The following is a 20302-nucleotide window of genomic DNA, read 5'->3' on the forward strand; positions in this document are numbered from 1 at the left end:
ATGCGCTGTCGGTCTGCAGGGGCAGACGACTATTTGCAGAAGCCCGTGGAGGCAAGGGTGTTAATGGATCATATTCGCAGCTGGATTGCTGCCTGACTTAACTGTACTATGCCTGAATTATTGAAGCGTACTTATCCGGATCAACATTGCCTCCACTGCCAATCGCTACTACGGTTTTATTTTCAAACAGTGCCGGGTTATCCATAATCGCGGCAATGGCCACCGCACCGCTGGGTTCCAGCACCAGGTTCATCTCCTGAAAACTGAGCCTGATGGCGTCATGGGATTTTTGAGGATTGACTGTTATACCTCTGACACCGGTTTGCAGAACGATATCCAGGTTGGCAATGCCAGGCTCAAGGGCCAGTAAAGCATCACAGTCACACAGGATATGACCTTTGGCTCGAGAGCGTCTGCCGTTTTCAAGGGAAATACCCATGCCCTGGTAACCATCCACTTCAACGGCCCATACCTGGGTGTTGCTGCCAAACACCAGGCTTGATCCTGCCACCAGGCTGCCACCACCAACGGGGCAGAGAATGTGATCACAGGATTTCCCGGACATCGCCAACTGCTCCTGAAGCTCCAGCGCTACAGATGCCTGGCCAATGATGATCTCATGATCATCGAAAGGGTGTAGGAGAACTGCGCCGTGGTCTCTGGCTATTTGCCTGGCCATAGCACTGGCAGCTTCCTCCCTGGAAGGTTTATTGCATTGGCAGAGAATGACCTCTGCGCCGTAACGCCTGGCATTATTTACTTTTGATTTGGGGGCGTCATGGGGCATTACCAGCCTGACCGGTATGTCCAGAAGCTGCCCGGCGGCTGACAGGCCTGCTGCAAAATTTCCTGAAGAATAGGCTGTAACACCTTGTTTTTTCTGACTCTCCGTTAAATTTAACAGTCGGTAGAAGGCACCCCGGAATTTAAAGGCTCCGGTAATTTGCAGAGACTCGGCTTTGATCAGCACCTCACCTCTGATCAGCTCGCTCAAGGTATCTGATTTTAACAGCGGGGTGGTGCGCACATTGTTTCTTATTTGCTGAAAAGCATGATTTAACTTCAGATAATCAGGAAGCTGGCTAACATTGGGTACTGCTGACATAACCTCAACATCTTTAACTTATTAAAGGCAGACTGGCTTTGGTGTTGCCATCGCTTTTAAAAGATAGTCAAAATTGGCTGCGAGGTCTGAAAAGTTCAGGGGAGAGCGGTTTCCAGGGTACCGGGATATCGTGGGCTATAACAGTTATCACTTAAAAATTGAACTTATACATAAAGAATAAGTCTATGTAAAACATAGAGTCATAATAATTATGTAAAGGATTGTGTGAATGTTTCCGAAGATTCCCGGGGTACCTGCCTTCCTATCATCTGAACGGGCTAATCAAGATTCAGGTGCAAGCAAAGGAAATAGCTCAAAAACAGCAAAGGATTTTTACTCGAAATTCAGTTCACCCCATGCATATCAGCGTGCTGTCTGGATTCTTTATGATATAAATAACTTTATTAATTCTACTCAGTCGACACTCGGAGATGTGCAGGCACTTCGGAGGGCAATACATGAAAGAAATTTTTCCCCCTCTTCCATTGGTAAAAAGTTTGTCCCTCAACAACCCTGCACGCCATACGCAGAGCAGCAGACAGCAGAAATTCTTGCAGACTTCGATTCTTTTTTGAGATCCCGACACACAACCCTTGGGGATGGTCCCGCCCTGCGTCGATTAATCAATGATAAATTTCGTAACAACGAATTATCAGGAAGTGGCTTTACTGTTTATCACACTGCAAATTCGGAGTCGTCATACTATCAAAAATTAGTAGAGAACTATGATAAAGCGGTGGATGGCTTGTTTGCTCATCAGATAAAAAAACTGACAAACAATCTGGTGCATAAACTTACTATTTCCAGTACTGAGCTTGAGAGTATCCAACGTAAACGTAATAAGTCAGCGAAAGTCAGGTCACTTCTCGATACGTTAACAACGCCCAGTGAACTCAGGACGTCACCGAACAAAACAGCTCACAGATTTAAGAACGAGCTAATGAGAGTGCATCCTGAATTGGCCAGAGATATGTTTCATCGTTAAAAATGAGCCCCGTCATCCATCAGGGGCTCAAGCTTTTACCGTTTAGAACTGCTCTTCTTCCGTAGAGCCGGTTAAAGCAGTTACTGAAGACTGACCGCCCTGGATAACCGTTGTCATATCATCAAAATAGCCGGTTCCAACTTCCTGTTGGTGGGCAACAAACGTGTAACCTTTTTCCGCAGCGCCAAACTCTGGCTCCTGGACCATCTCGACATAATGCTTCATACCTTCGCCCTGAGCGTAGTTATGAGCCAGTTCAAACATGTTGTACCACATGTTATGAATGCCTGCGAGGGTGATGAACTGGTACTTGTAGCCCATATGACTCAGTTCCTGCTGGAATTTGGCAATGGTTTCATCGTCCAGGTTTTTCTTCCAGTTAAAGGAGGGTGAGCAGTTGTAAGCCAGCAGTTGATCCGGGTACTCAGCCTTGATCGCTTCAGCAAACTTACGGGCTTCATCCAGGTCTGGAGTGGCGGTTTCACACCACAGCAGATCCGCGTATGGCGCATAGGCAAGACCACGGGCAATAGCCTGATCAATACCGGCCTTGGTCCGGAAGAAACCTTCAGGGGTTCTTTCGCCAGTCAGGAATGCTGCATCGTAAGGGTCGCAGTCAGAGGTAATCAGATCAGCCGCGTTAGCATCGGTACGGGCCAGAACAATGGTGGGTACATCGGCAACGTCAGCAGCCAGTCGGGCCGCAATCAATTTCTGCACAGCTTCCTGGGTGGGAACCAGTACCTTGCCACCCATATGACCACACTTTTTAACGGAAGCCAGCTGGTCTTCAAAGTGTACACCGGCAGCACCAGCTTCAATCATGCCCTTCATCAGCTCATAGGCGTTCAGTACACCACCAAAGCCTGCCTCTGCGTCCGCAACAATCGGGGCAAACATGTCAACATAGCCTTCATCACCCGCTTGCTTGCCGGCTTTCCACTGAATCTGATCAGCACGACGGAAACTGTTGTTGATGCGCTTGACCACTGCAGGCACGGAGTCAACCGGGTACAGAGACTGGTCAGGGTACATGGTGCTGGCGCTATTATTATCTGCCGCAACCTGCCAGCCGGAAAGGTAGATCGCTTCAATGCCGGCTTTAACCTGTTGCACTGCCTGGCCACCAGTGAGGGCACCAAGACAGTTGACATAACCTTTTTTAGACTGGTTGCCATACACCAGGTCCCAGAGTTTCTCGGCACCCTGTCTGGCAATGGTGTTTTCGATTTTCACAGAACCTCTCAGACGAACGACGTCTTCTGCACTGTAGGTTCGTTTGACATTTTTCCAGCGCGGGTTCTCCGCCCAGTCCTTTTCAATGCGGGCAATTTCTTCAGAGCGGTTATAGCGAGCCATCTTATTTTCCTCCCCCGAACAGCGAGGTGTAGTTATGCGACTGTTTAAATTCAAACAAATGTTTGATTTGCGTCGCATATCCTAAACACCTGAGAAAGATTCTGGTAATTTATAAGAGTTATCTCGGGTATTTATAGAATGAATATTGCACGCGTTGATCTGAATTTGATGGTTTACCTGGATGTTCTGCTCAGGGAGCGCAACGTAACCCGTGCCGCGGAACAGTTGGGAATTACCCAGCCTGCCATGAGCAATGGGCTGCGCAGACTGCGGGAGTTGTTTAATGATCCTCTGTTAATCCGGACCAGCGAGGGGATGACCCCAACAGAGCGTGCACTTGAACTCCAGCCACTGATTCGTGAGGCATTACTGGCCATGGAGAAAACGATTCAGCCAAAAGAGAAGTTTGATCCTGAAACCAGTCAGCGGGTATTCCGGATCATGGCTTCTGATTATGCTGAATCAACCCTGATCCCTCTGGTGTTGAAGCAGGTTCGCTCCCTGGCTCCGAATGTGACACTGGATGTCCTGACGCCCAGTGATGTGAGCTTTCACGACGTTGAGCAAGGTTGGGTTGATATGGCTATTAACCGTTTTGACAGTCTGCCTCAGTCGTTTTATCAGTCCCGGATCTGGCAGGATGATTTTTCCTGTGTGATGAGCAGAGAAAACCCGATACTGACTGATTTTACCCTGGACACCTATCTTCAATCCCAGCATATCTGGGCCAGCAAAACCGGAATGGGTATTGGCGTAGGGGTTAATCCTGAGGATGTACAGCGACTGGGCTGGGTCGATGAAGCGCTGGCCGCTGTTGGCAAAAAACGCAAAATCAGTGTTTTTACCCGTCATTATCAGGTGGCGATGCTGTTGTCTGCCCAGAATGATCTGATCGCTACACTTCCCAGTCGACTTGCGGATATTGAACGATTCAGTACCAGGCTCACTGTCGTCAGGCCCCCGTTTGAAATTCCATCATTTGACCTGTCCATGGCCTGGAGCCCTTTGCTGCATCATGACTCTGCCCATCAGTGGCTGAGGCAGATTATTAAATCCGTGGCGGGAAAGTGACCTTGTCGTTTGTTTTCACGCAGATAAACAGCTAACAACATAAACTAACAGTCATTACTGTTATTCTTTGTTTGTCTGTGTTCTAATTTGCTTGCTTTCGCTGACTTGCGCGAAACAGAAGAGGAAAATAAGACGTTATCCTCCGTTAAAGAAGTACAAAATCAGTTGGATTACTGGAGAGAAAAATGGATTGGCTGAGTGACCTGGAAGCAGAGCATGCACTGTTTGATGTTGCCGAAGAGTGCAAGGAATTTATCGCCGAGTCATACTACTTGTTAATCTCTGAGCAGCAGCAGGGTGTTGTCCTGGACGACTGATTAGCCAGAGCAGGCGTTATTGAAAAAGCCCTTTTCTTTTTCCCAAAAGAAAAGGGCTTTCTTTTTTCCCTTTACAGAATCTGAATCCGGACCAGACGGTGCTCCCGGGTTTTGCACATTTGTTTTTGCCCGCTAGATTTAACAGACTTCTACAAAATTTGGGCAGATCCTATGTTTGCCGCTCACTCAAATCTTGCACAAATATGCTCTATTCATGACTTACAGGCTCTGGCCAGAAAACGTGTGCCAAAAATGTTCTATGACTACGTAGACTCAGGTGCCTGGTCTGAAAGGACTTATGACAGTAATCACTCTGATTTTAACGATTTACTGTTTCGACAGCGGGTTGGGGTAGATGTAGTCCAGAGAAATACTGCATCTCTTATGGCGCAGACTCCGGTGACAATGCCGGTGGCGCTGGCTCCTGTCGGGTTGGCAGGAATGCAGTATCCTGATGGTGAGATTCTGGCTGCCAGGGCAGCTGAAGCATTTGGTATTCCCTTTGCGCTGTCCAGCTTGAGTATTTGTTCAATTGAAGATGTTGCCCGACAGACCCATCAACCTTTCTGGTTTCAGTTGTATGTATTTAAAGACCGGGATTTTACCCTGCAACTGATGGATAGAGCCAGAAAGGCAGGTTGTAAAACACTGGTGGTAACCATGGATCTGCCCATCATGGGGCAAAGGCATAAAGATGTAAAAAACAGGCTTTCAGCCCCGCCCCGGATAACAGCCACATCGCTGATTCAGTTCCTTAATCGCCCTGTCTGGTGTTTGAAGATGGCTTGCACATCACATCATACTTTCGGGAATATTGTCGGTCATGCAAAAGGAGTCGACAACCTCCGTTCTCTTGCTGTGTGGACATCAGAGCAGTTGGATGCCTCATTAAGCTGGAAAGATATACAATGGATTCGTGATCATTGGGATGGTTATTTGATCATTAAAGGAATACTGAATACAGAAGACTTATATCGCACCATTGATGCAGGTGCCCAGGCAGTGGTGGTCTCTAACCATGGTGGACGCCAACTGGATGGCGCACCTTCAACCATCAGAACTGTGGCTGGTATTGCAAAAGCGGCAAACCAGCAGGTCGATGTGTTACTGGATAGTGGTGTGCGCAGTGGTCAGGATGTACTGAAGGCGATTGCGCTGGGTGCCCAGGGGGTTCTTGTGGGGCGAGCCTTTGCTTATGGGCTGGGTGCTGCGGGTGAAGCTGGTGTAACCAGGGCTCTGGAGATAATCCATAAAGAGCTTGAGTCCACCATGGCACTGATTGGTGAGACGAAAATCTCCAGCCTGGGTACTCATAATTTGATTATTCCCGGTCAATTTTCGATTTAACATTCACAGGATAAATAGCCGTCATTGCGGGCGTTAATTGGACATACCTTCTCGCTTCGATAACATTGACGGTTGGATTGTTGTGCTTGTACATGGTTACAGCATAATGTATACGTCAGTTGCATAATAATGATCAGGAAGTGAGGTTGAAATGACTGAACGCATCCAGAAAGGCGGCCTGCAAATCGCTCGGGTACTCCATGATTTACTGGTAAATGACATTGTTCCGGGAACCGGTGTGGACCCGGAGAAGTTCTGGCTGTCCCTCGAAGCGTTGGTTAATGACCTCGCCCCTGAAAACAAAGCGCTTCTGGCCCGCCGGAATGAACTTCAGCAGAAGATTGATGCATGGCACCAGCAAAACCGCTATACCGAAGATAATAAGTCTGAGTACAGGTCTTTCCTTGAGGAAACAGGTTATCTGCTGCCTGAAGGGGATGACTTTGCCATCTCCACCAGCAAGGTCGACAGCGAAATAGCTCGTCAGGCAGGGCCTCAGCTGGTAGTCCCTGTTATGAATGCCCGCTTTGCCTTAAATGCAGCCAATGCCCGCTGGGGTAGCCTGTATGATGCGCTTTATGGAACGGATGCTATTCCGGACAGCGAAGGAGCAGAAAAGGGCAAAGGATATAACCCGATTCGTGGCAGAAAAGTGATTGAGTTTGGTCGTGAATTGCTGGATACAGCGGCTCCATTGGCTTGTGGTAGCCATAAAGACGCCGTTCGCTATCAGGTGCTGGAAAGCAGCCTGGCCATTTCACTTGAGGATGGTTCAATAACATCCCTGAAAGAGCCGGAAAAATTCTGTGGTTATACCGGAATACCTGAAAAGCCCGATTCAATACTGTTGAAAAATAATGAGTTACACATTGATATTCAGATGGATTCTGAAGGTGTGATCGGCAGGGATGACGCTGCGGATGTACAGGATCTGATCGTTGAGGCTGCCATTACCACCATAATGGACTGCGAAGATTCCGTGGCAGCAGTGGATGCAGAAGACAAGGCTCTGGTATATCGCAACTGGCTTGGACTGATGAAAGGTGATCTGGAAGATACTTTCGTTAAAGGTGGCAAGCCGTTGACCCGAAAGCTGAGTTCTGACCGGATTTACACGGCACCCGACGGCAGTGAGCTGGTCTTACCCGGCAGAAGCCTGATGTTTGTCCGAAATGTCGGGCACCTGATGACCAATGATGCCATTCTTGATGCTCAGGGTAATGAAATCCCTGAGGGTATTATGGACGGTATGTTCACCTCCCTGATTGCCATCCACGACCTGAAGAAAAAATCAGGTAACCAGCAGAACTCCCGGGAAGGCAGCATTTATATCGTCAAGCCCAAGATGCATGGTCCCGAAGAAGTCGCCTTTACCTGCAAACTGTTTTCACGTATCGAGGCGGCGCTTGATCTACCTGCCAACACCTTGAAGGTGGGCATTATGGATGAAGAGCGCAGAACCTCCATAAACCTGAAAGCGTGTATCCGTGAGGCCAGAGATCGTATTGTCTTTATCAATACCGGTTTCCTGGACCGTACCGGGGATGAAATACATACCAGTATGGAAGCCGGCCCTGTTATTCCAAAAGGGGAGATGAAACAGTCGACCTGGATTCAGGCCTATGAAGATCAGAATGTTGATATTGGTCTTCATACAGGACTGCCCGGTAAAGCTCAGATTGGTAAAGGCATGTGGGCGATGCCGGATGAGATGGCAAAAATGATGGAGCAGAAGATTGCACACCCCCTGTCAGGGGCCAACACCGCCTGGGTGCCGTCGCCCAATGGCGCAACACTTCATGCCGTTCATTATCACAGAGTTAATGTTCTGGCCCGTCAGGAAGCGCTGTCCCGTCGTCAAAAAGCCAGTGTTGATGACATTCTGCAAATTCCGGTAATGACCGATCCGGGTAAATTATCCGTAGAGTTGATCCAGAAAGAGCTGGACAATAACGCCCAGGGAATTCTTGGCTATGTGGTGCGCTGGATTGACCAGGGTGTTGGCTGCTCCAAGGTTCCGGATATCAACGACGTTGGCCTGATGGAAGACCGTGCCACGCTGCGAATTTCCAGCCAGCATATTGCCAACTGGCTTCGTCATGATATCTGTTCAGAAGCGCAGGTAATGGAAACCATGAAGCGTATGGCTGTGATTGTAGACCGGCAGAATGCCACTGATACCGCTTACCGGCCCATGGCTCCAGACTTTGATAAGAGTATTGCCTTTGCAGCAGCCTGCGACCTGGTCTTCAAGGGTTGTGAGCAGCCTAACGGTTATACCGAGCCTGTACTTCATCAACGCCGAAAAGAGTATAAAGCGGCTAATTCTGCTTAAAGGCTGACTATTCCGGTCGAGTCCCGGGCTCAAAAAAAACGCTCTCAATCAACCGGTTAACAGGTTAATTGAGAGCGTTTTCTCTATTAGATCAACGATTCTCCCTAATCTTTTTTAACATTATTTTTTCAAGGCGTTTCATTTCTTCAAAGATTTCATCTGTGTCGTCCTGTCCCAGGAGGGGCTCAGAAGGAGAAGGCTCCATTTCCTGAGTTTTTGTTGAGTCAGATGGTTTTTTCAGCTTTACCCTGACCAACAACTCATCACCCTCGCCCATATTTGACATTGCCCGTTGAAAATTGGTTTTGAATTCTTCATACCGAGAAGATAGCATCAGACGGCTTGAAGGGGACCGGTCATCTGTAAAAACAAATCTGATTGATTTGCTATTACTAAAATTCATGTCATAGCATCGAATCGGACAATCATTGCTGCCGGGCGTAGTGACAGATATCTCGAATGAGAGTGTATCGAGTTGAGGATCGGAATTTTCTTCTATTGGTTGCCCGGAGTCTTGTGTGGAGTTTTGTACTAAACATTCGTCGGCTATTGAACAGACATGCCTGGCTCTGTTTTCGCCATCAGTAGTGGAGGACTCTATTTTTTTTCGTTTCTGTGCTGGCTGATCAGTATCTGAGCCGTCTAAAAAAACAGGGAATGATTCAGAGATGTCTTTCGTCTTTTCCAGACATGCCATTCGTTGTGTTGCAGGTTTGCACCATTCCAGGGGGTAAATTGGGTAATTACTTGCAAAACTATATACTTTCTTGTCGTTGCTACTCTCTATCGAACAAGTTATTTCAATTGATGGCGTGTTTTTGTCGCCATCAGGGCGCTCCGGAAAGATTTCAGATACGGTTTGCAACAGATGTTGACAAGATTCGCCGGTTATATCACTTAACCAACTAGCCGCAGCATGTCTGGCAAAGTTATAGTTGCTTGGTTTATCCCTGTTAGGGAAATGAGTTTGCCAGTTTAATATCAGGTTTTCATGGCAAACAATATAGTCACCTTGTAAGGGGTCGTCCTCTTGAGGTTTTCGCGATGCGTCCAGAATACGAATGGTGGGAGCTCCCTTAAAACCCAGGGCAACCGTTACCTCCTGCGCATCAATCAAAGGGTAATCAGCCAGTGAGAATGTCATGGGGGGACCAACATAAGGTGTATTCGCATCCAGCTCGCTTTTGCGAATCGGGCAAATAAAAGCCTCTCCATCCCATCTGGGCATGCTTAACGGCATTGGTTTATGGCATTTAAAGCACTTTAAATCCGGGTTTTTATGGGGAGCCTGCTGGTCAGGGTTCCGGGTGTAAAAATCAATAATACATTTTTGATGGTATGTGTGGAGGGATTCGCAATACGTTATTTCCGGCTGACTGATATTACGTTTATTCAGACAAATCTCCTTACGACATATTAGACATTCCGGAGATTCTTCGAACGTTGTGATGGAAAGGGGGGAAGCCACTTCAGAGACAATTTTAACAGCTGTTCCGCCTGGGGAAGTTGATTGAGAATTGAAGCCTTTAGAACCAGGGCTTGCGGTAAAAAAAGCATTTGATGAAAGATCAGGAATTTGCCCTGAAACTGTCGAGTCCATGGGTTGAGTCCAGTTGTTTTTTGAATAACAATTTTTGGACAATCGGATAAAAAAATAGTTCAGATCACTCAATTGGTTTCTTTGGTGATTATCCGAAACTAATGGATAATCACCTTATGACTTGCGGTGTTGCCTCTCCTTTTTGCCAATTCTCTGTCAGTGTTAAATAGCCAGAGCCTGCTCTACCGCATTACCAACATAAGTAGCTGGTGTCAGTGCTTTTAGCCCGGCCTTTACATTGGCAGGAAGCTCCAGGCCATCAATAAACGTTGCCAGAGTCTCTTTGGTAATGCCTTCCTGACCACGGGTCAGTGCTTTAAGCTTTTCATAAGGCTGCTCTATACCATAGCGGCGCATGACGGTTTGAATGGGCTCTGCCAGTACTTCCCAGGCGTTATCAAGGTCCTGCTCAAGACGGGCAGGGGAGGCTTCCAGCTTGCCAATGCCTTTCAGGGTCGCGGCATAGGCAATCAGACTCTGGCCCAGACCAACGCCCATATTGCGCAGCACGGTGGAGTCCGTCAGGTCGCGCTGCCAGCGGGAAACCGGCAGTTTGGCGGCAAGGTGCTGCATAATGGCGTTGGCAATGCCCAGGTTGCCTTCAGAGTTTTCAAAATCAATCGGGTTGACTTTGTGGGGCATGGTGGAAGAGCCTACCTCACCGGCAACCGTCTTCTGCTTGAAATACCCCAGAGAGATATAGCCCCAGACATCCCGGTCAAAGTCGATCAGAATGGTGTTGAAACGGCAGATGGCATCATAAAGCTCAGCAATGTAGTCGTGGGGTTCGATTTGGGTTGTGTAGGGGGTCCACTCCAGACCCAGGCTGGTGACAAACTGCTCGGCATGTTCAGCCCAGTTCACTTCCGGGTAGGCCGACAGATGGGCATTGTAGTTGCCGACAGCACCATTGATTTTCCCCATGGGGATAATGCTTTCGATTTGTTTCAGTTGACGCTTCAGGCGGTAAGCCACATTGGCCATCTCTTTACCCAGGGTGGTCGGGGAAGCGGTCTGACCATGGGTTCTGGACAGCATGGGCTGGTCGGCATGGGTCCTGGCCAGTTGTTCAATGGCTGAGATGATGTTACGCATCTCAGGCAGGACGGCCTCGGCCATGCCGGTTTTCAGCATCAGGCCATGGGCGAGGTTATTGATATCTTCCGATGTGCAGGCAAAATGGACAAACTCACTGATCGCTGATAGCTCATCATTACCCTGAAAGCGCTCTTTGATCAGGTACTCTACCGCTTTCACATCGTGGTTGGTGGTGCGCTCAATCTCTTTAACCCGCTCAGCTTCGGCCATGGAGAAACCACTGACCAGACTGTTCAGCAGCTGGCTGGCTGGTTCAGACAGTGCCGGAACCTCGGTAATGGCAGAATGGCTGGCCAGAGATTGTAACCAGTGAACCTCCACCGCAACCCTAAAACGGATCAGTCCATATTCACTGAAAATGGTTCTGAGGGATTGGGTCTTATCACCATAACGTCCATCAATGGGAGAGACGGCGGTCAGTGCATTCAGCTCCATGTTTTATGCCTTAAGCTCGGGGGAAAAGGGCGCATGATAACGGATCCCTCTGTCAGATTCTAATCATTGGCCGGTTGGCCTGACGCAGAATGCTGATCAGGAGGGAGATCACTGGCCGCTTTCCGGTGCAGTGGATGGGTCAGGCATCGGGAGGTGCCCTTTGAAATTCGGCTATTACAGTCGCTTGAGGCCATCAAGTAACTTGCTTCGGCTGATGAACAGGTGCCAGCGACTGCCACCACACTGACGCCAGAGGGCGGCAGAACGGATGCCGGCCAGCAGGATGGCTCTGATCCGGTTAGCGTTAACCGGGTTCTGCAGGTGACGCATATCGCCAGCCACCTGTATCCGGGTTTTAAAGGTGCTGATGGTATCCAGGTAGATGCTGGCCAGGCTGGCAATTACATTGTCATGCAGCATGCCAAAATGTTCGACCTGTTCTTTGGTTCTGTTGAGACGCTCACCGATGGTGCTCAGCATCTTCCGGTTACTACTCAGCTTTTTCTCAATGTGAATCAGGGCCAGAGCATAACGGATAACATCCCCCTGAATCGCGGAGCTGTCCCTGCTTAACACGGACTCCAGGGTTTTTCGCCCCATGGACAGACCATTGAAACCACCGTAAACCTGGGAAACATCATCCGGCGAGGTGACAAAAATGCTGTGGATGGATGGGGTCAGAGCCTCTTCACTCCACTGCCCGGTTCTGGCCAGCTTGTCTACCAACTCTGCGGCCTGGAACACGCCAGATAATGCAGCCGCCTGGTCCTTTGTAGAATATCGCACCAATCTTCTTCTCTGGGATTTCCGTTGTCGTTGATAAGGTTTTCAGTTTCTTGAAGATCAAGCCGATGCTTGTGCCCGTGTTTCAATAACACCGCCGCCAAGGCACACATTCTCACCATAAAGGTCATCATAAAAGACCACCGACTGGCCCGGGGTAACTGCCCGTTGCGGCTGATCAAAGGTAACCCGGTAATCACCGTTGGCTTCCCGGATAAGCGTGCAGCCCTGATCTTGCTGACGATAACGCACTTTTGCCTTGAGCTGGCAGGGCATCTGTGGTGCTTTTCCTGAAACCCAGTCGATATGCGAGCAGGTCAGACTATCTGAGAAGAGCAGGGGGTGATCTTTACCCTGACCGGCGATCAGCACATTTCTTTCAAGGTCTTTATCAAGTACATACCAGGGCGCTTCATCGGCATTTTTCAGTCCGCCGATCCCCAGCCCCTGTCTCTGGCCAATGGTGTGGTACATCAAGCCCGAGTGTTCACCAATCACCTTGCCATCTTCCGTTTCAATAACGCCAGGTTGTGCTGGCAGGTACTGCTGCAAAAAGTCCTTGAATCGGCGCTCACCGATGAAGCAGATGCCGGTGCTGTCCTTTTTGTTATGGGTAATCAGACCGTGTTCTTCGGCAATGCGTCGAACTTCAGTTTTTTCCAGGTCACCGACCGGAAAGAGAGTGCGGGCAATCTGTTGTTCGCTTACCGCATGGAGGAAGTAGGTTTGATCCTTACTATTATCAACCCCTTTTACCAGATAGCTATGGCCGTCACGGTCCACGCGACGGCAGTAATGCCCCATCGCTATGTAATCGCTGCCGAGGGTGAATGCGTAATCCAGAAAGGCTTTGAACTTGATCTCTTTATTGCACAGGATATCCGGATTCGGAGTTCTGCCGTTTTTGTATTCATTGAGAAAATGTTCGAAAACATTATCCCAGTATTCAGCGGCAAAATTGGCTTTATGTAAATGAATGCCAAGTTTGTCGCAGACTGCCTGGGCATCGGCCAGATCGGTCATTGCGGTGCAGTATTCAGACCCGTCATCTTCCTCCCAGTTCTTCATAAAAAGTCCTTCCACCTGGTAGCCCTGCTGTTGCAGAAGCAAAGCGGATACGGACGAGTCAACACCGCCGGACATGCCAACAATCACTTTGGTTTGGGAAGGATGCTTTATCACTGGGGTATACTGCCACCTGTCAAAAAATAGCTGGTCATTTTACCTTTCCCGCTAAATAAGCGCCATACCGCTGGAAATTTATAGTGGTAAATGCAGATGGTGGTTTCGCTTTTGTAACAAAACTTCATTTATTCCTGGCTAAGGATGGTATATGGTATACGCGTTTTTGTGCGGTCAGCTTGCCGTTGTCAGCAGTGCTTTTACCCTGCTGACATTGCTGTTGGATATGGCTGCATGCTTTAAATAACGACAAGAAGCGTTGAACCAGTCTTTGATCTGGCTAAACCGATGATTAGAGAACGGAGTTGATAATGGGATACCAAAAGATCAAGGTGCCTGCCAACGGTGACAAAATCACTGTCAACGAGGACCTCTCCCTGAATGTTCCCGATACCCCTGTCATTCCTTATATTGAAGGTGACGGTATTGGTGCTGACGTTTCACCAGCGATGCTGAAAGTTGTTGATGCTGCTGTAAAGAATGCCTACAAAGGGCAGCGTAAAATTGAGTGGATGGAAGTTTTCTGCGGTGAGAAGGCTACTCAGGTTTACGATGATAATACCTGGCTTCCGGAAGAAACGCTTGAGGCTCTCAAAGAGTATGTGGTCAGTATTAAAGGCCCTCTGACAACGCCGGTTGGTGGTGGTATTCGCTCGCTTAATGTGGCTCTTCGTCAGGAGCTGGACCTGTTCGCCTGCATTCGTCCTGTGCGCTGGTTCAAGGGTGTGCCAAGCCCGGTAAAAGAACCTGAAAAAACCGACATGGTTATCTTCCGTGAAAACTCGGAAGATATCTATGCGGGTATCGAGTGGCAGGCTGGCAGTGCCGAAGCCGAAAAGCTGATCAACTTCCTGCGCAATGACATGGGCGTTACCAAAATCCGGTTTGAGCAAGACTGCGGTATTGGTGTCAAGCCTGTTTCAAAAGAGGGCACCGAGCGTCTGGTGAAGCAGGCAATTCAGTTTGCTATCGATAACAACCGTAAATCCGTTACCCTGGTTCACAAGGGTAATATCATGAAGTTTACGGAAGGTGCCTTCAAGGATTGGGGTTATCAGACGGCTGTTGAATACTTCGGCGGCCAGCCTCTTGATGGTGGTCCATGGCACACTGTCAAAAACCCGAATACCGGTGAAGATATTGTCATCAAGGATGTGATTGCTGACGCTTTCCTGCAGCAGATTCTCCTGCGCCCGGCAGAGTATGATGTCATTGCCACCTTGAATCTGAATGGCGACTACATTTCTGATGCGCTTGCTGCCCAGGTTGGTGGTATCGGTATTGCTCCTGGTGCGAATATCGGTGCGCCAACGGCCGTCTTTGAAGCCACTCATGGTACTGCTCCAAAGTATGCAGGCCAGGATAAGGTCAACCCCGGTTCCGTCATTCTTTCTGCTGAAATGATGCTTCGTCACCTGGGTTGGAATGAGGCGGCAGATCTCATTATCAAGGGTATGGATGGTGCTATCGGTGCCAAGACCGTTACCTATGATTTTGAGCGACTGATGGAGGGCGCAACGTTAGTCAAGTGCTCTGAGTTTGCCGATGAAATAATTAACCACATGTAAGTTTTCAGTTAACTTTTCATCAGTTAAAGCCGGAAATTCATTTTCGGCTTTAATATTTTATCCCCCCTTTTTTTATTGTACTTTCCACGTTTATCTCCTTTTGTTGTCAGTCGCCCGATCAATTTTCGAAAGTCGGCCATTGTGATTTGCTCCAGTATCTTTAGAATGAGAAGAGAAATCCTGGCAAATTTGTCAATTTCTTAGTAGGTGTGCACTAATTTATCTTCTGTCATCAAATGTCTGTAAACCGTGCCGATCAGTATTTTGTGCTCGTTGTTTTTATGATTAGCTTTTATGATTGGCAGTAGTAAATACTTGCGGTGCCATGAGTGTGCTGTTGGTTACCAGACAGTGAAGTTACAAATCGAAGGTTGGCAGTCATAAAACCATGAGTAATCTCGAACTGTTTCGTCTAAGCTTGCAAAAAGAGGGAGAGGAACAGGAAGGTGATCTGAGCGTTGCAGTCGTTCCGGAAAAAACCAGACTGGCTCCCCCTCCCATGTATCAGGTCTTGCTCCTGAATGATGATTTTACACCAATGGATTTCGTTGTTGAGGTACTGGAGAAGTTTTTCAGTATGCCAGAAGGGAAGGCGACTCAAATTATGCTGATGGTACATACCCAGGGAAAAGCCGTTTGTGGTGTATACAGCAAGGATGTCGCGGAAACCAAGGCTCAGCAGGTTAATGAATATTCCAGAGAAAACGACCATCCCCTGCTGTGCAAGACAGAAAAGGCCGATTAGCGTTTTCAAGGTTACACCATATGCTTAACAAAGACCTCGAAGCAACACTGAATAATGCATTTAAAGACGCCCGCGATAATCGTCATGAATTCATGACGGTTGAGCATCTTTTACTTGCCTTGCTTGATAATGAATCCGCAGCCAGAGTCCTGGTTTCCTGCGGAATTGATCTTCATAAACTTCGCCAGGATCTCACTGAGTTTGTCAGCTCAACGACCCCATTAATCCCCGACGATGACCATGAGCGTGAAACGCAGCCAACACTTGGCTTTCAGCGAGTACTGCAGCGTGCTGTTTTTCATGTGCAAAGCTCCGGTAAAAAGGAAGTTACCGGTGCTAATGTACTGGTCGCTATTTTCAGTGAGCAGGAAAGTCAGGCTGTTTACTTCCTGAAGCAACAGGATGTGGCCCGCATAGACGTTGTTAATTTTATTGCCCACGGAATATCCAAGACGCCGGGTCAGGAGCTCGAAGAGCTTGGTCATGATCTGTCCGATGATATGGAGCCGGAGAGTAGCAGTGGTGGCAGCAGCAAGAACCCCCTCAAACTGTATGCCACTGATCTGAATGATCAGGCGCGTCTCGGCAGAATTGATCCCCTGGTTGGTCGGGCTGAAGAAGTAGAGCGGGTCTGCCAGATTCTTACCCGTCGGCGGAAAAACAACCCTTTACTGGTTGGCGAGGCCGGGGTAGGGAAAACGGCCATTGCTGAAGGTTTGGCCCGTCGGATTGTTGATGGTGACGTGCCTGAGGTTTTATCCAAGGCTGTTGTTTACTCCCTCGACCTGGGTTCGCTTCTGGCCGGGACCAAGTATCGCGGTGATTTTGAAAAGCGTTTCAAGCAGTTACTGAGTGAACTTAAGAAACTGGATCATGCAATTCTCTTTATCGATGAAATTCATACCATCATTGGTGCAGGTGCAGCATCTGGTGGAGTGATGGATGCCTCAAACCTTCTGAAGCCAATGCTGACTTCTGGCGAGCTGCGCTGTATCGGTTCTACCACATTCCAGGAGTTTCGTGGGATCTTTGAAAAAGATCGGGCACTGGCAAGAAGATTCCAGAAAGTGGATATTGTCGAACCCAATGTTGAAGACACCTTCCAGATACTGCTGGGACTAAAAAAGAAATTCGAAGAGCATCATGCTATCAAGTATCAGGATGAAGCCCTGAAAGCAGCAGCCGAACTGGCAGACCGCTACATCAATGACCGTCACATGCCCGATAAAGCCATTGATGTTATTGATGAAGCAGGGGCGTATCAGAGGCTTCAACCTGAGTCCGAACGGAAAAAAGTTATTGATGTCGATGATGTGGAAAGGATTGTCGCCAAGATGGCCAGGATTCCGCCAAAGTCAGTCTCTTCCTCTGACAAGGAATTGCTTGGCAAGCTTGAGCGCAATCTGAAAATGGTGGTGTTCGGACAGGACGAGGCGATCACTTCATTATCAACGGCTATCAAGCTTTCAAGAGCAGGCCTCAAGGCACCTGAAAAACCAGTTGGCTCTTTCCTGTTTTCCGGACCAACCGGTGTCGGCAAAACAGAAGTTTGTCGCCAACTGGCAAAGGCCCTGGGTATTGAGCTCGTGCGCTTTGATATGTCTGAGTATATGGAAGCCCACACTGTCTCACGCCTTATAGGGGCACCCCCGGGTTATGTCGGGTTTGACCAGGGCGGTCTGTTAACTGAGGCCATCAATAAAACGCCGCACTGTGTGCTGTTGCTCGATGAAATAGAGAAAGGCCACTCCGATGTGTTTAACCTGTTACTGCAGGTTATGGATCATGGCACCCTGACGGACAACAATGGTCGTAAGGCTGATTTTCGAAATGTGATTCTGATCATGACCACCAATGCGGGTGCTGAAAACATGACCAGAAGCTCCATGGGCTTTCTTGAGCAGGATCATACCACTGACGGCAATGAGGCCATTAAGAAAACCTTCACGCCTGAATTCAGAAATCGTCTGGATGCCATTATTCCCTTTGCCTCACTCAATGATGAAATTATCAAGCATGTGGTTGATAAATTCCTCACTGAGCTCCAGGCTCAGCTGGATGAGAAGCGCGTGCAGCTGGATGTTGATGACAAGGCCCGCAGCTGGCTGGCGGAGAAAGGGTTTGATCGCCAGATGGGAGCAAGGCCTATGGGGCGGGTTATTCAGGAGCACTTGAAAAAGCCCATGGCGGAACAAATTCTGTTCGGAAAGCTTGCTGAGCATGGGGGCAATGTAAAAGTAACTGTTCGCAAGGGAGAGTTGTACCTCAAGTTTGAGGCAGCGAAAAGCCGTGCTTCCGATCTGGAGGCAATTGATGGTGAGGCAGGTTAGAAGACAACGGGTAGGTGCTCAGGGGTGAGCACCGCTGTTAGCGAGAACGGTAAGTGATACGGCCTTTCGTCAGGTCGTATGGCGTCAGTTCTACCTTTACCCGGTCGCCAGTCAGAATGCGGATGTAGTTCTTGCGCATTTTTCCGGAGATGTGCGCGGTAACAACATGGCCATTTTCCAGTTCTACACGAAACATCGTATTAGGAAGGGTGTCAATAACGACACCCTCCATTTCCAGACTCTCTTCTTTTGCCATTAAATAACTACCTCAAAGGGGTTGGTACGGCTTGGTTAATTTTGTTGGGCATTCTGCCTGAAAACAATTGGTAAAGCAAAGCACCCTTTACTGTCAGTCGTATTATTTCAATTGTCGCCATTCCTGACTGACATAAAGCTCCACAGGACGGTATTCAATTTTGTAATTCATTTTCTGGCATTTCCGGATCCAATAACCCAGATGGAGATAGGGTAGCCCGAGTTTTCTGGTATGATCGATAAGCCATAAAATACAATATCGACCAAGGCTGCGTTGTGAGCAATCCGGATCGTAAAAGGTGTAAATTGCGGAAAGACTGTTGCGTAAATGATCTACCACCGATACCGCAAGCAGTTGTCCGTCCAGACGGAACTCATAAAATGCGGTAAATTCGGTGCTTTCAACCAGAAAAGAGGTGTACTGTTCAATCGTTGCAGGATACATATCACCATCCTGGTGGCATTGATTGATATACTTTTCATAGAGCAGGTAATGCTCATCCTGAAAGTCTGCAGACACTTTGGCAACCCTGAGTGTAGAGTTGCGATTCCAGGTCTTTCGCTGCGTTCTTCTCATTTGAAAGGTATCTACGGGGATTCTTGCCGGTATGCAGGCCCTGCAGCGGTTACAGTGTGGGCGGTAAATATGCTGGCCACTTCGTCGAAATCCAACGTCGGCAAGATCACTGCACAGCTCTTTATTCAGCGGAATTTCTGGATCCATAAATAGTGTGGTTGCCTGCTCCTCTGGCAGGTAACTGCATTCATGGGGTTGTGTGGCATAAAATTTGATATTTTTATACTGGCTCATTATCGAAAGTCATTCCATTGCCATTCCTGTTTCCAGTCTGAACAGGAAGGTGTCTGTGAGCAATAGCGGTCCAAATAATCTACAAATCTGGATCTTGAAATCAATTTTGCCCCAAGAGAGTCCAAATGGTCTGAATAGACCTGACAATCAATCAGTTCAAACTGCCAGGCTGAAAGTTGTTCAGAAAGGGCTGTCATGGCAATTTTAGAAGTATTGTTCTCTCGGCTGAACATGGATTCCGCGAAAAAAATGCGCCCTTGAGCTACCCCGTAAAGCCCTCCAACCAGCCTGTCTTGTTGCCAGACCTCAACAGAGTGTGCATGCCCGGCATCATGCAAAGCAGTGTAGGCGTCAATCATCTCATCAGTAATCCAGGTTCCTTCTGAGTCCCTGCGGATACTTGAGCAGGCCGTTATAACCTCAGCAAAGTCGTAATCAAAAGTAACCTGGTAGAGCCCTTTTCTCAGCAGTTTGCGTAATGATCGGGATAAATACAGCTCTCCCGGTTTCAACACCATCCGTGGGGAGGGTGACCACCATAAAATAGGGTCGCCCTCATTAAACCAGGGAAAAATGCCTTGCTGATAAGCCATTACCAAAGTGTCCACCTCAAGATTACCCCCAATAGCCAAAAGCCCATCCGGCTGTTCAAGCGCATGCTCAAGGGGAGGGAAGCCGATAACATGATCCGGCAAAAGTGTTATTGTCTCAGGCATTGTCTAACGTGTTGTTTTATCAAGCTGTTGAATGCATTGGTGCGGTATCAGGATTACTGCTCCCATCAGAATACCCTATAACCCGGGCTTAGCCCATGAATTTGCAAGTTAGCCATGTATGGCTGCAATTTGGTAAAAAATCCCCCTGAACAGGCAAAGTTATCTGTTCATTTTTCAGATAAGCCTTTCAATATGTCTTTTTATGTATTAGACTCCGCCACCTAGTCTACTGATATTCTGCTTTTAACCAGCCGCTTAAT

At 48.2% G+C, this 20302-nt stretch carries 17 protein-coding genes; 8 read left to right on the forward strand and 9 right to left on the reverse strand.

The genetic code is table 11. From position 1 onward, the window contains the following. Positions 1-106 precede the first annotated feature (106 nt). A complete protein-coding gene (locus tag J7439_RS09925) occupies positions 107-1105 on the reverse strand; it encodes a threonine ammonia-lyase (protein WP_209201667.1) in 999 nt (332 codons plus the stop codon). 229 nt (positions 1106-1334) lie between these two features. On the opposite strand from J7439_RS09925, the gene J7439_RS09930 reads away from it, so the two are divergent. Further along, the gene (locus J7439_RS09930) at positions 1335-2090 is read left to right on the forward strand and encodes a hypothetical protein (RefSeq protein ID WP_209201668.1); all 756 of its coding nucleotides are present in this window, start codon (positions 1335-1337) and stop codon (positions 2088-2090) included. 42 nt (positions 2091-2132) lie between these two features. On the opposite strand, the gene aceA is transcribed toward J7439_RS09930, so the two are convergent. Next, the gene (aceA, locus tag J7439_RS09935) at positions 2133-3449 is read right to left on the reverse strand and encodes an isocitrate lyase (protein WP_209201669.1); all 1317 of its coding nucleotides are present in this window, start codon (positions 3447-3449) and stop codon (positions 2133-2135) included. Between the two features lie 138 nt (positions 3450-3587). On the opposite strand from aceA, the gene J7439_RS09940 reads away from it, so the two are divergent. The 4 genes from J7439_RS09940 to J7439_RS09950 all read left to right on the forward strand — a co-directional run bounded on the left by J7439_RS09940 (position 3588) and on the right by J7439_RS09950 (position 8519). Continuing rightward, entirely contained in the window at positions 3588-4520 is a 933-nt protein-coding gene (locus tag J7439_RS09940; RefSeq protein ID WP_209201670.1) for a LysR family transcriptional regulator, read from the forward strand. A gap of 185 nt (positions 4521-4705) precedes the next feature. Then, positions 4706-4837 carry a hypothetical protein gene (locus tag J7439_RS26440; RefSeq protein WP_269674385.1) on the forward strand — a complete coding sequence of 44 codons (132 nt, stop codon included), beginning with the start codon at positions 4706-4708 and terminating at the stop codon, positions 4835-4837. A 171-nt stretch (positions 4838-5008) separates the two neighbouring features. Further along, complete coding sequence (locus J7439_RS09945) at positions 5009-6184, forward strand: alpha-hydroxy acid oxidase (protein WP_209201671.1); 1176 nt, start codon at positions 5009-5011, stop codon at positions 6182-6184. A 151-nt stretch (positions 6185-6335) separates the two neighbouring features. Further along, positions 6336-8519, forward strand: a complete 2184-nt coding sequence (locus J7439_RS09950) for a malate synthase G (protein ID WP_209201672.1) — start codon at positions 6336-6338, stop codon at positions 8517-8519. A 91-nt stretch (positions 8520-8610) separates the two neighbouring features. On the opposite strand, the gene J7439_RS09955 is transcribed toward J7439_RS09950, so the two are convergent. The 4 genes from J7439_RS09955 to mnmA form a co-directional block, all read right to left on the reverse strand. Further along, the gene (locus tag J7439_RS09955; protein ID WP_209201673.1) at positions 8611-10119 is read right to left on the reverse strand and encodes a hypothetical protein; all 1509 of its coding nucleotides are present in this window, start codon (positions 10117-10119) and stop codon (positions 8611-8613) included. Between the two features lie 162 nt (positions 10120-10281). Beyond that, complete coding sequence (gene purB / locus J7439_RS09960; protein WP_209201674.1) at positions 10282-11652, reverse strand: adenylosuccinate lyase; 1371 nt, start codon at positions 11650-11652, stop codon at positions 10282-10284. Positions 11653-11826: 174 nt separating this feature from the next. Continuing rightward, on the reverse strand, positions 11827-12438 hold the full coding sequence (gene hflD, locus J7439_RS09965; protein ID WP_209201675.1) for a high frequency lysogenization protein HflD: 612 nt from the start codon (positions 12436-12438) through the stop codon (positions 11827-11829). A 57-nt stretch (positions 12439-12495) separates the two neighbouring features. Continuing rightward, positions 12496-13617, reverse strand: coding sequence for a tRNA 2-thiouridine(34) synthase MnmA (gene mnmA, locus J7439_RS09970; RefSeq protein ID WP_353623034.1), 1122 nt, complete (start codon positions 13615-13617; stop codon positions 12496-12498). 311 nt (positions 13618-13928) lie between these two features. Here mnmA and icd point away from each other — a divergent pair, with 311 nt between their 5' ends. From icd to clpA, 3 genes are all read left to right on the forward strand, one after another. Next, positions 13929-15185 (forward strand): NADP-dependent isocitrate dehydrogenase, encoded by a 1257-nt coding sequence (gene icd, locus J7439_RS09975; RefSeq protein ID WP_209201676.1) that lies wholly within the window; start codon positions 13929-13931, stop codon positions 15183-15185. A gap of 388 nt (positions 15186-15573) precedes the next feature. Next, positions 15574-15930, forward strand: a complete 357-nt coding sequence (gene clpS, locus J7439_RS09980) for an ATP-dependent Clp protease adapter ClpS (RefSeq protein WP_101748546.1) — start codon at positions 15574-15576, stop codon at positions 15928-15930. 20 nt (positions 15931-15950) lie between these two features. Continuing rightward, entirely contained in the window at positions 15951-18260 is a 2310-nt protein-coding gene (clpA, locus tag J7439_RS09985; protein ID WP_209201677.1) for an ATP-dependent Clp protease ATP-binding subunit ClpA, read from the forward strand. Positions 18261-18297: 37 nt separating this feature from the next. Here clpA and infA read toward each other — a convergent pair whose 3' ends face one another. From infA to aat, 3 genes are all read right to left on the reverse strand, one after another. Next, complete coding sequence (infA, locus tag J7439_RS09990) at positions 18298-18516, reverse strand: translation initiation factor IF-1 (RefSeq protein ID WP_020583463.1); 219 nt, start codon at positions 18514-18516, stop codon at positions 18298-18300. Positions 18517-18618: 102 nt separating this feature from the next. Further along, positions 18619-19326, reverse strand: coding sequence for an arginyltransferase (locus tag J7439_RS09995; protein ID WP_209201678.1), 708 nt, complete (start codon positions 19324-19326; stop codon positions 18619-18621). Then, positions 19326-20042, reverse strand: coding sequence for a leucyl/phenylalanyl-tRNA--protein transferase (aat, locus tag J7439_RS10000; RefSeq protein ID WP_209201679.1), 717 nt, complete (start codon positions 20040-20042; stop codon positions 19326-19328). The genes J7439_RS09995 and aat overlap by 1 nt, the downstream gene beginning before the upstream one ends. Positions 20043-20302: the final 260 nt, after the last annotated feature.

It is taken from the genome of Salinisphaera sp. G21_0, assembly GCF_017744115.1.
Taxonomy (GTDB): Bacteria; Pseudomonadota; Gammaproteobacteria; order Pseudomonadales; family Endozoicomonadaceae; genus Endozoicomonas.

Coding starts and splice junctions, on each gene's coding strand:
- J7439_RS09925 (WP_209201667.1), bottom strand. CDS start 1,105: ATGTCAGCAGTACCCAATGTTAGCCAGCTTCCTGATTATCTGAAGTTA.
- J7439_RS09930 (WP_209201668.1), top strand. CDS start 1,335: ATGTTTCCGAAGATTCCCGGGGTACCTGCCTTCCTATCATCTGAACGG.
- aceA (WP_209201669.1), bottom strand. CDS start 3,449: ATGGCTCGCTATAACCGCTCTGAAGAAATTGCCCGCATTGAAAAGGAC.
- J7439_RS09940 (WP_209201670.1), top strand. CDS start 3,588: ATGAATATTGCACGCGTTGATCTGAATTTGATGGTTTACCTGGATGTT.
- J7439_RS26440 (WP_269674385.1), top strand. CDS start 4,706: ATGGATTGGCTGAGTGACCTGGAAGCAGAGCATGCACTGTTTGATGTT.
- J7439_RS09945 (WP_209201671.1), top strand. CDS start 5,009: ATGTTTGCCGCTCACTCAAATCTTGCACAAATATGCTCTATTCATGAC.
- J7439_RS09950 (WP_209201672.1), top strand. CDS start 6,336: ATGACTGAACGCATCCAGAAAGGCGGCCTGCAAATCGCTCGGGTACTC.
- J7439_RS09955 (WP_209201673.1), bottom strand. CDS start 10,119: ATGGACTCGACAGTTTCAGGGCAAATTCCTGATCTTTCATCAAATGCT.
- purB (WP_209201674.1), bottom strand. CDS start 11,652: ATGGAGCTGAATGCACTGACCGCCGTCTCTCCCATTGATGGACGTTAT.
- icd (WP_209201676.1), top strand. CDS start 13,929: ATGGGATACCAAAAGATCAAGGTGCCTGCCAACGGTGACAAAATCACT.
- clpS (WP_101748546.1), top strand. CDS start 15,574: ATGAGTAATCTCGAACTGTTTCGTCTAAGCTTGCAAAAAGAGGGAGAG.
- clpA (WP_209201677.1), top strand. CDS start 15,951: ATGCTTAACAAAGACCTCGAAGCAACACTGAATAATGCATTTAAAGAC.
- infA (WP_020583463.1), bottom strand. CDS start 18,516: ATGGCAAAAGAAGAGAGTCTGGAAATGGAGGGTGTCGTTATTGACACC.
- J7439_RS09995 (WP_209201678.1), bottom strand. CDS start 19,326: ATGAGCCAGTATAAAAATATCAAATTTTATGCCACACAACCCCATGAA.
- aat (WP_209201679.1), bottom strand. CDS start 20,042: ATGCCTGAGACAATAACACTTTTGCCGGATCATGTTATCGGCTTCCCT.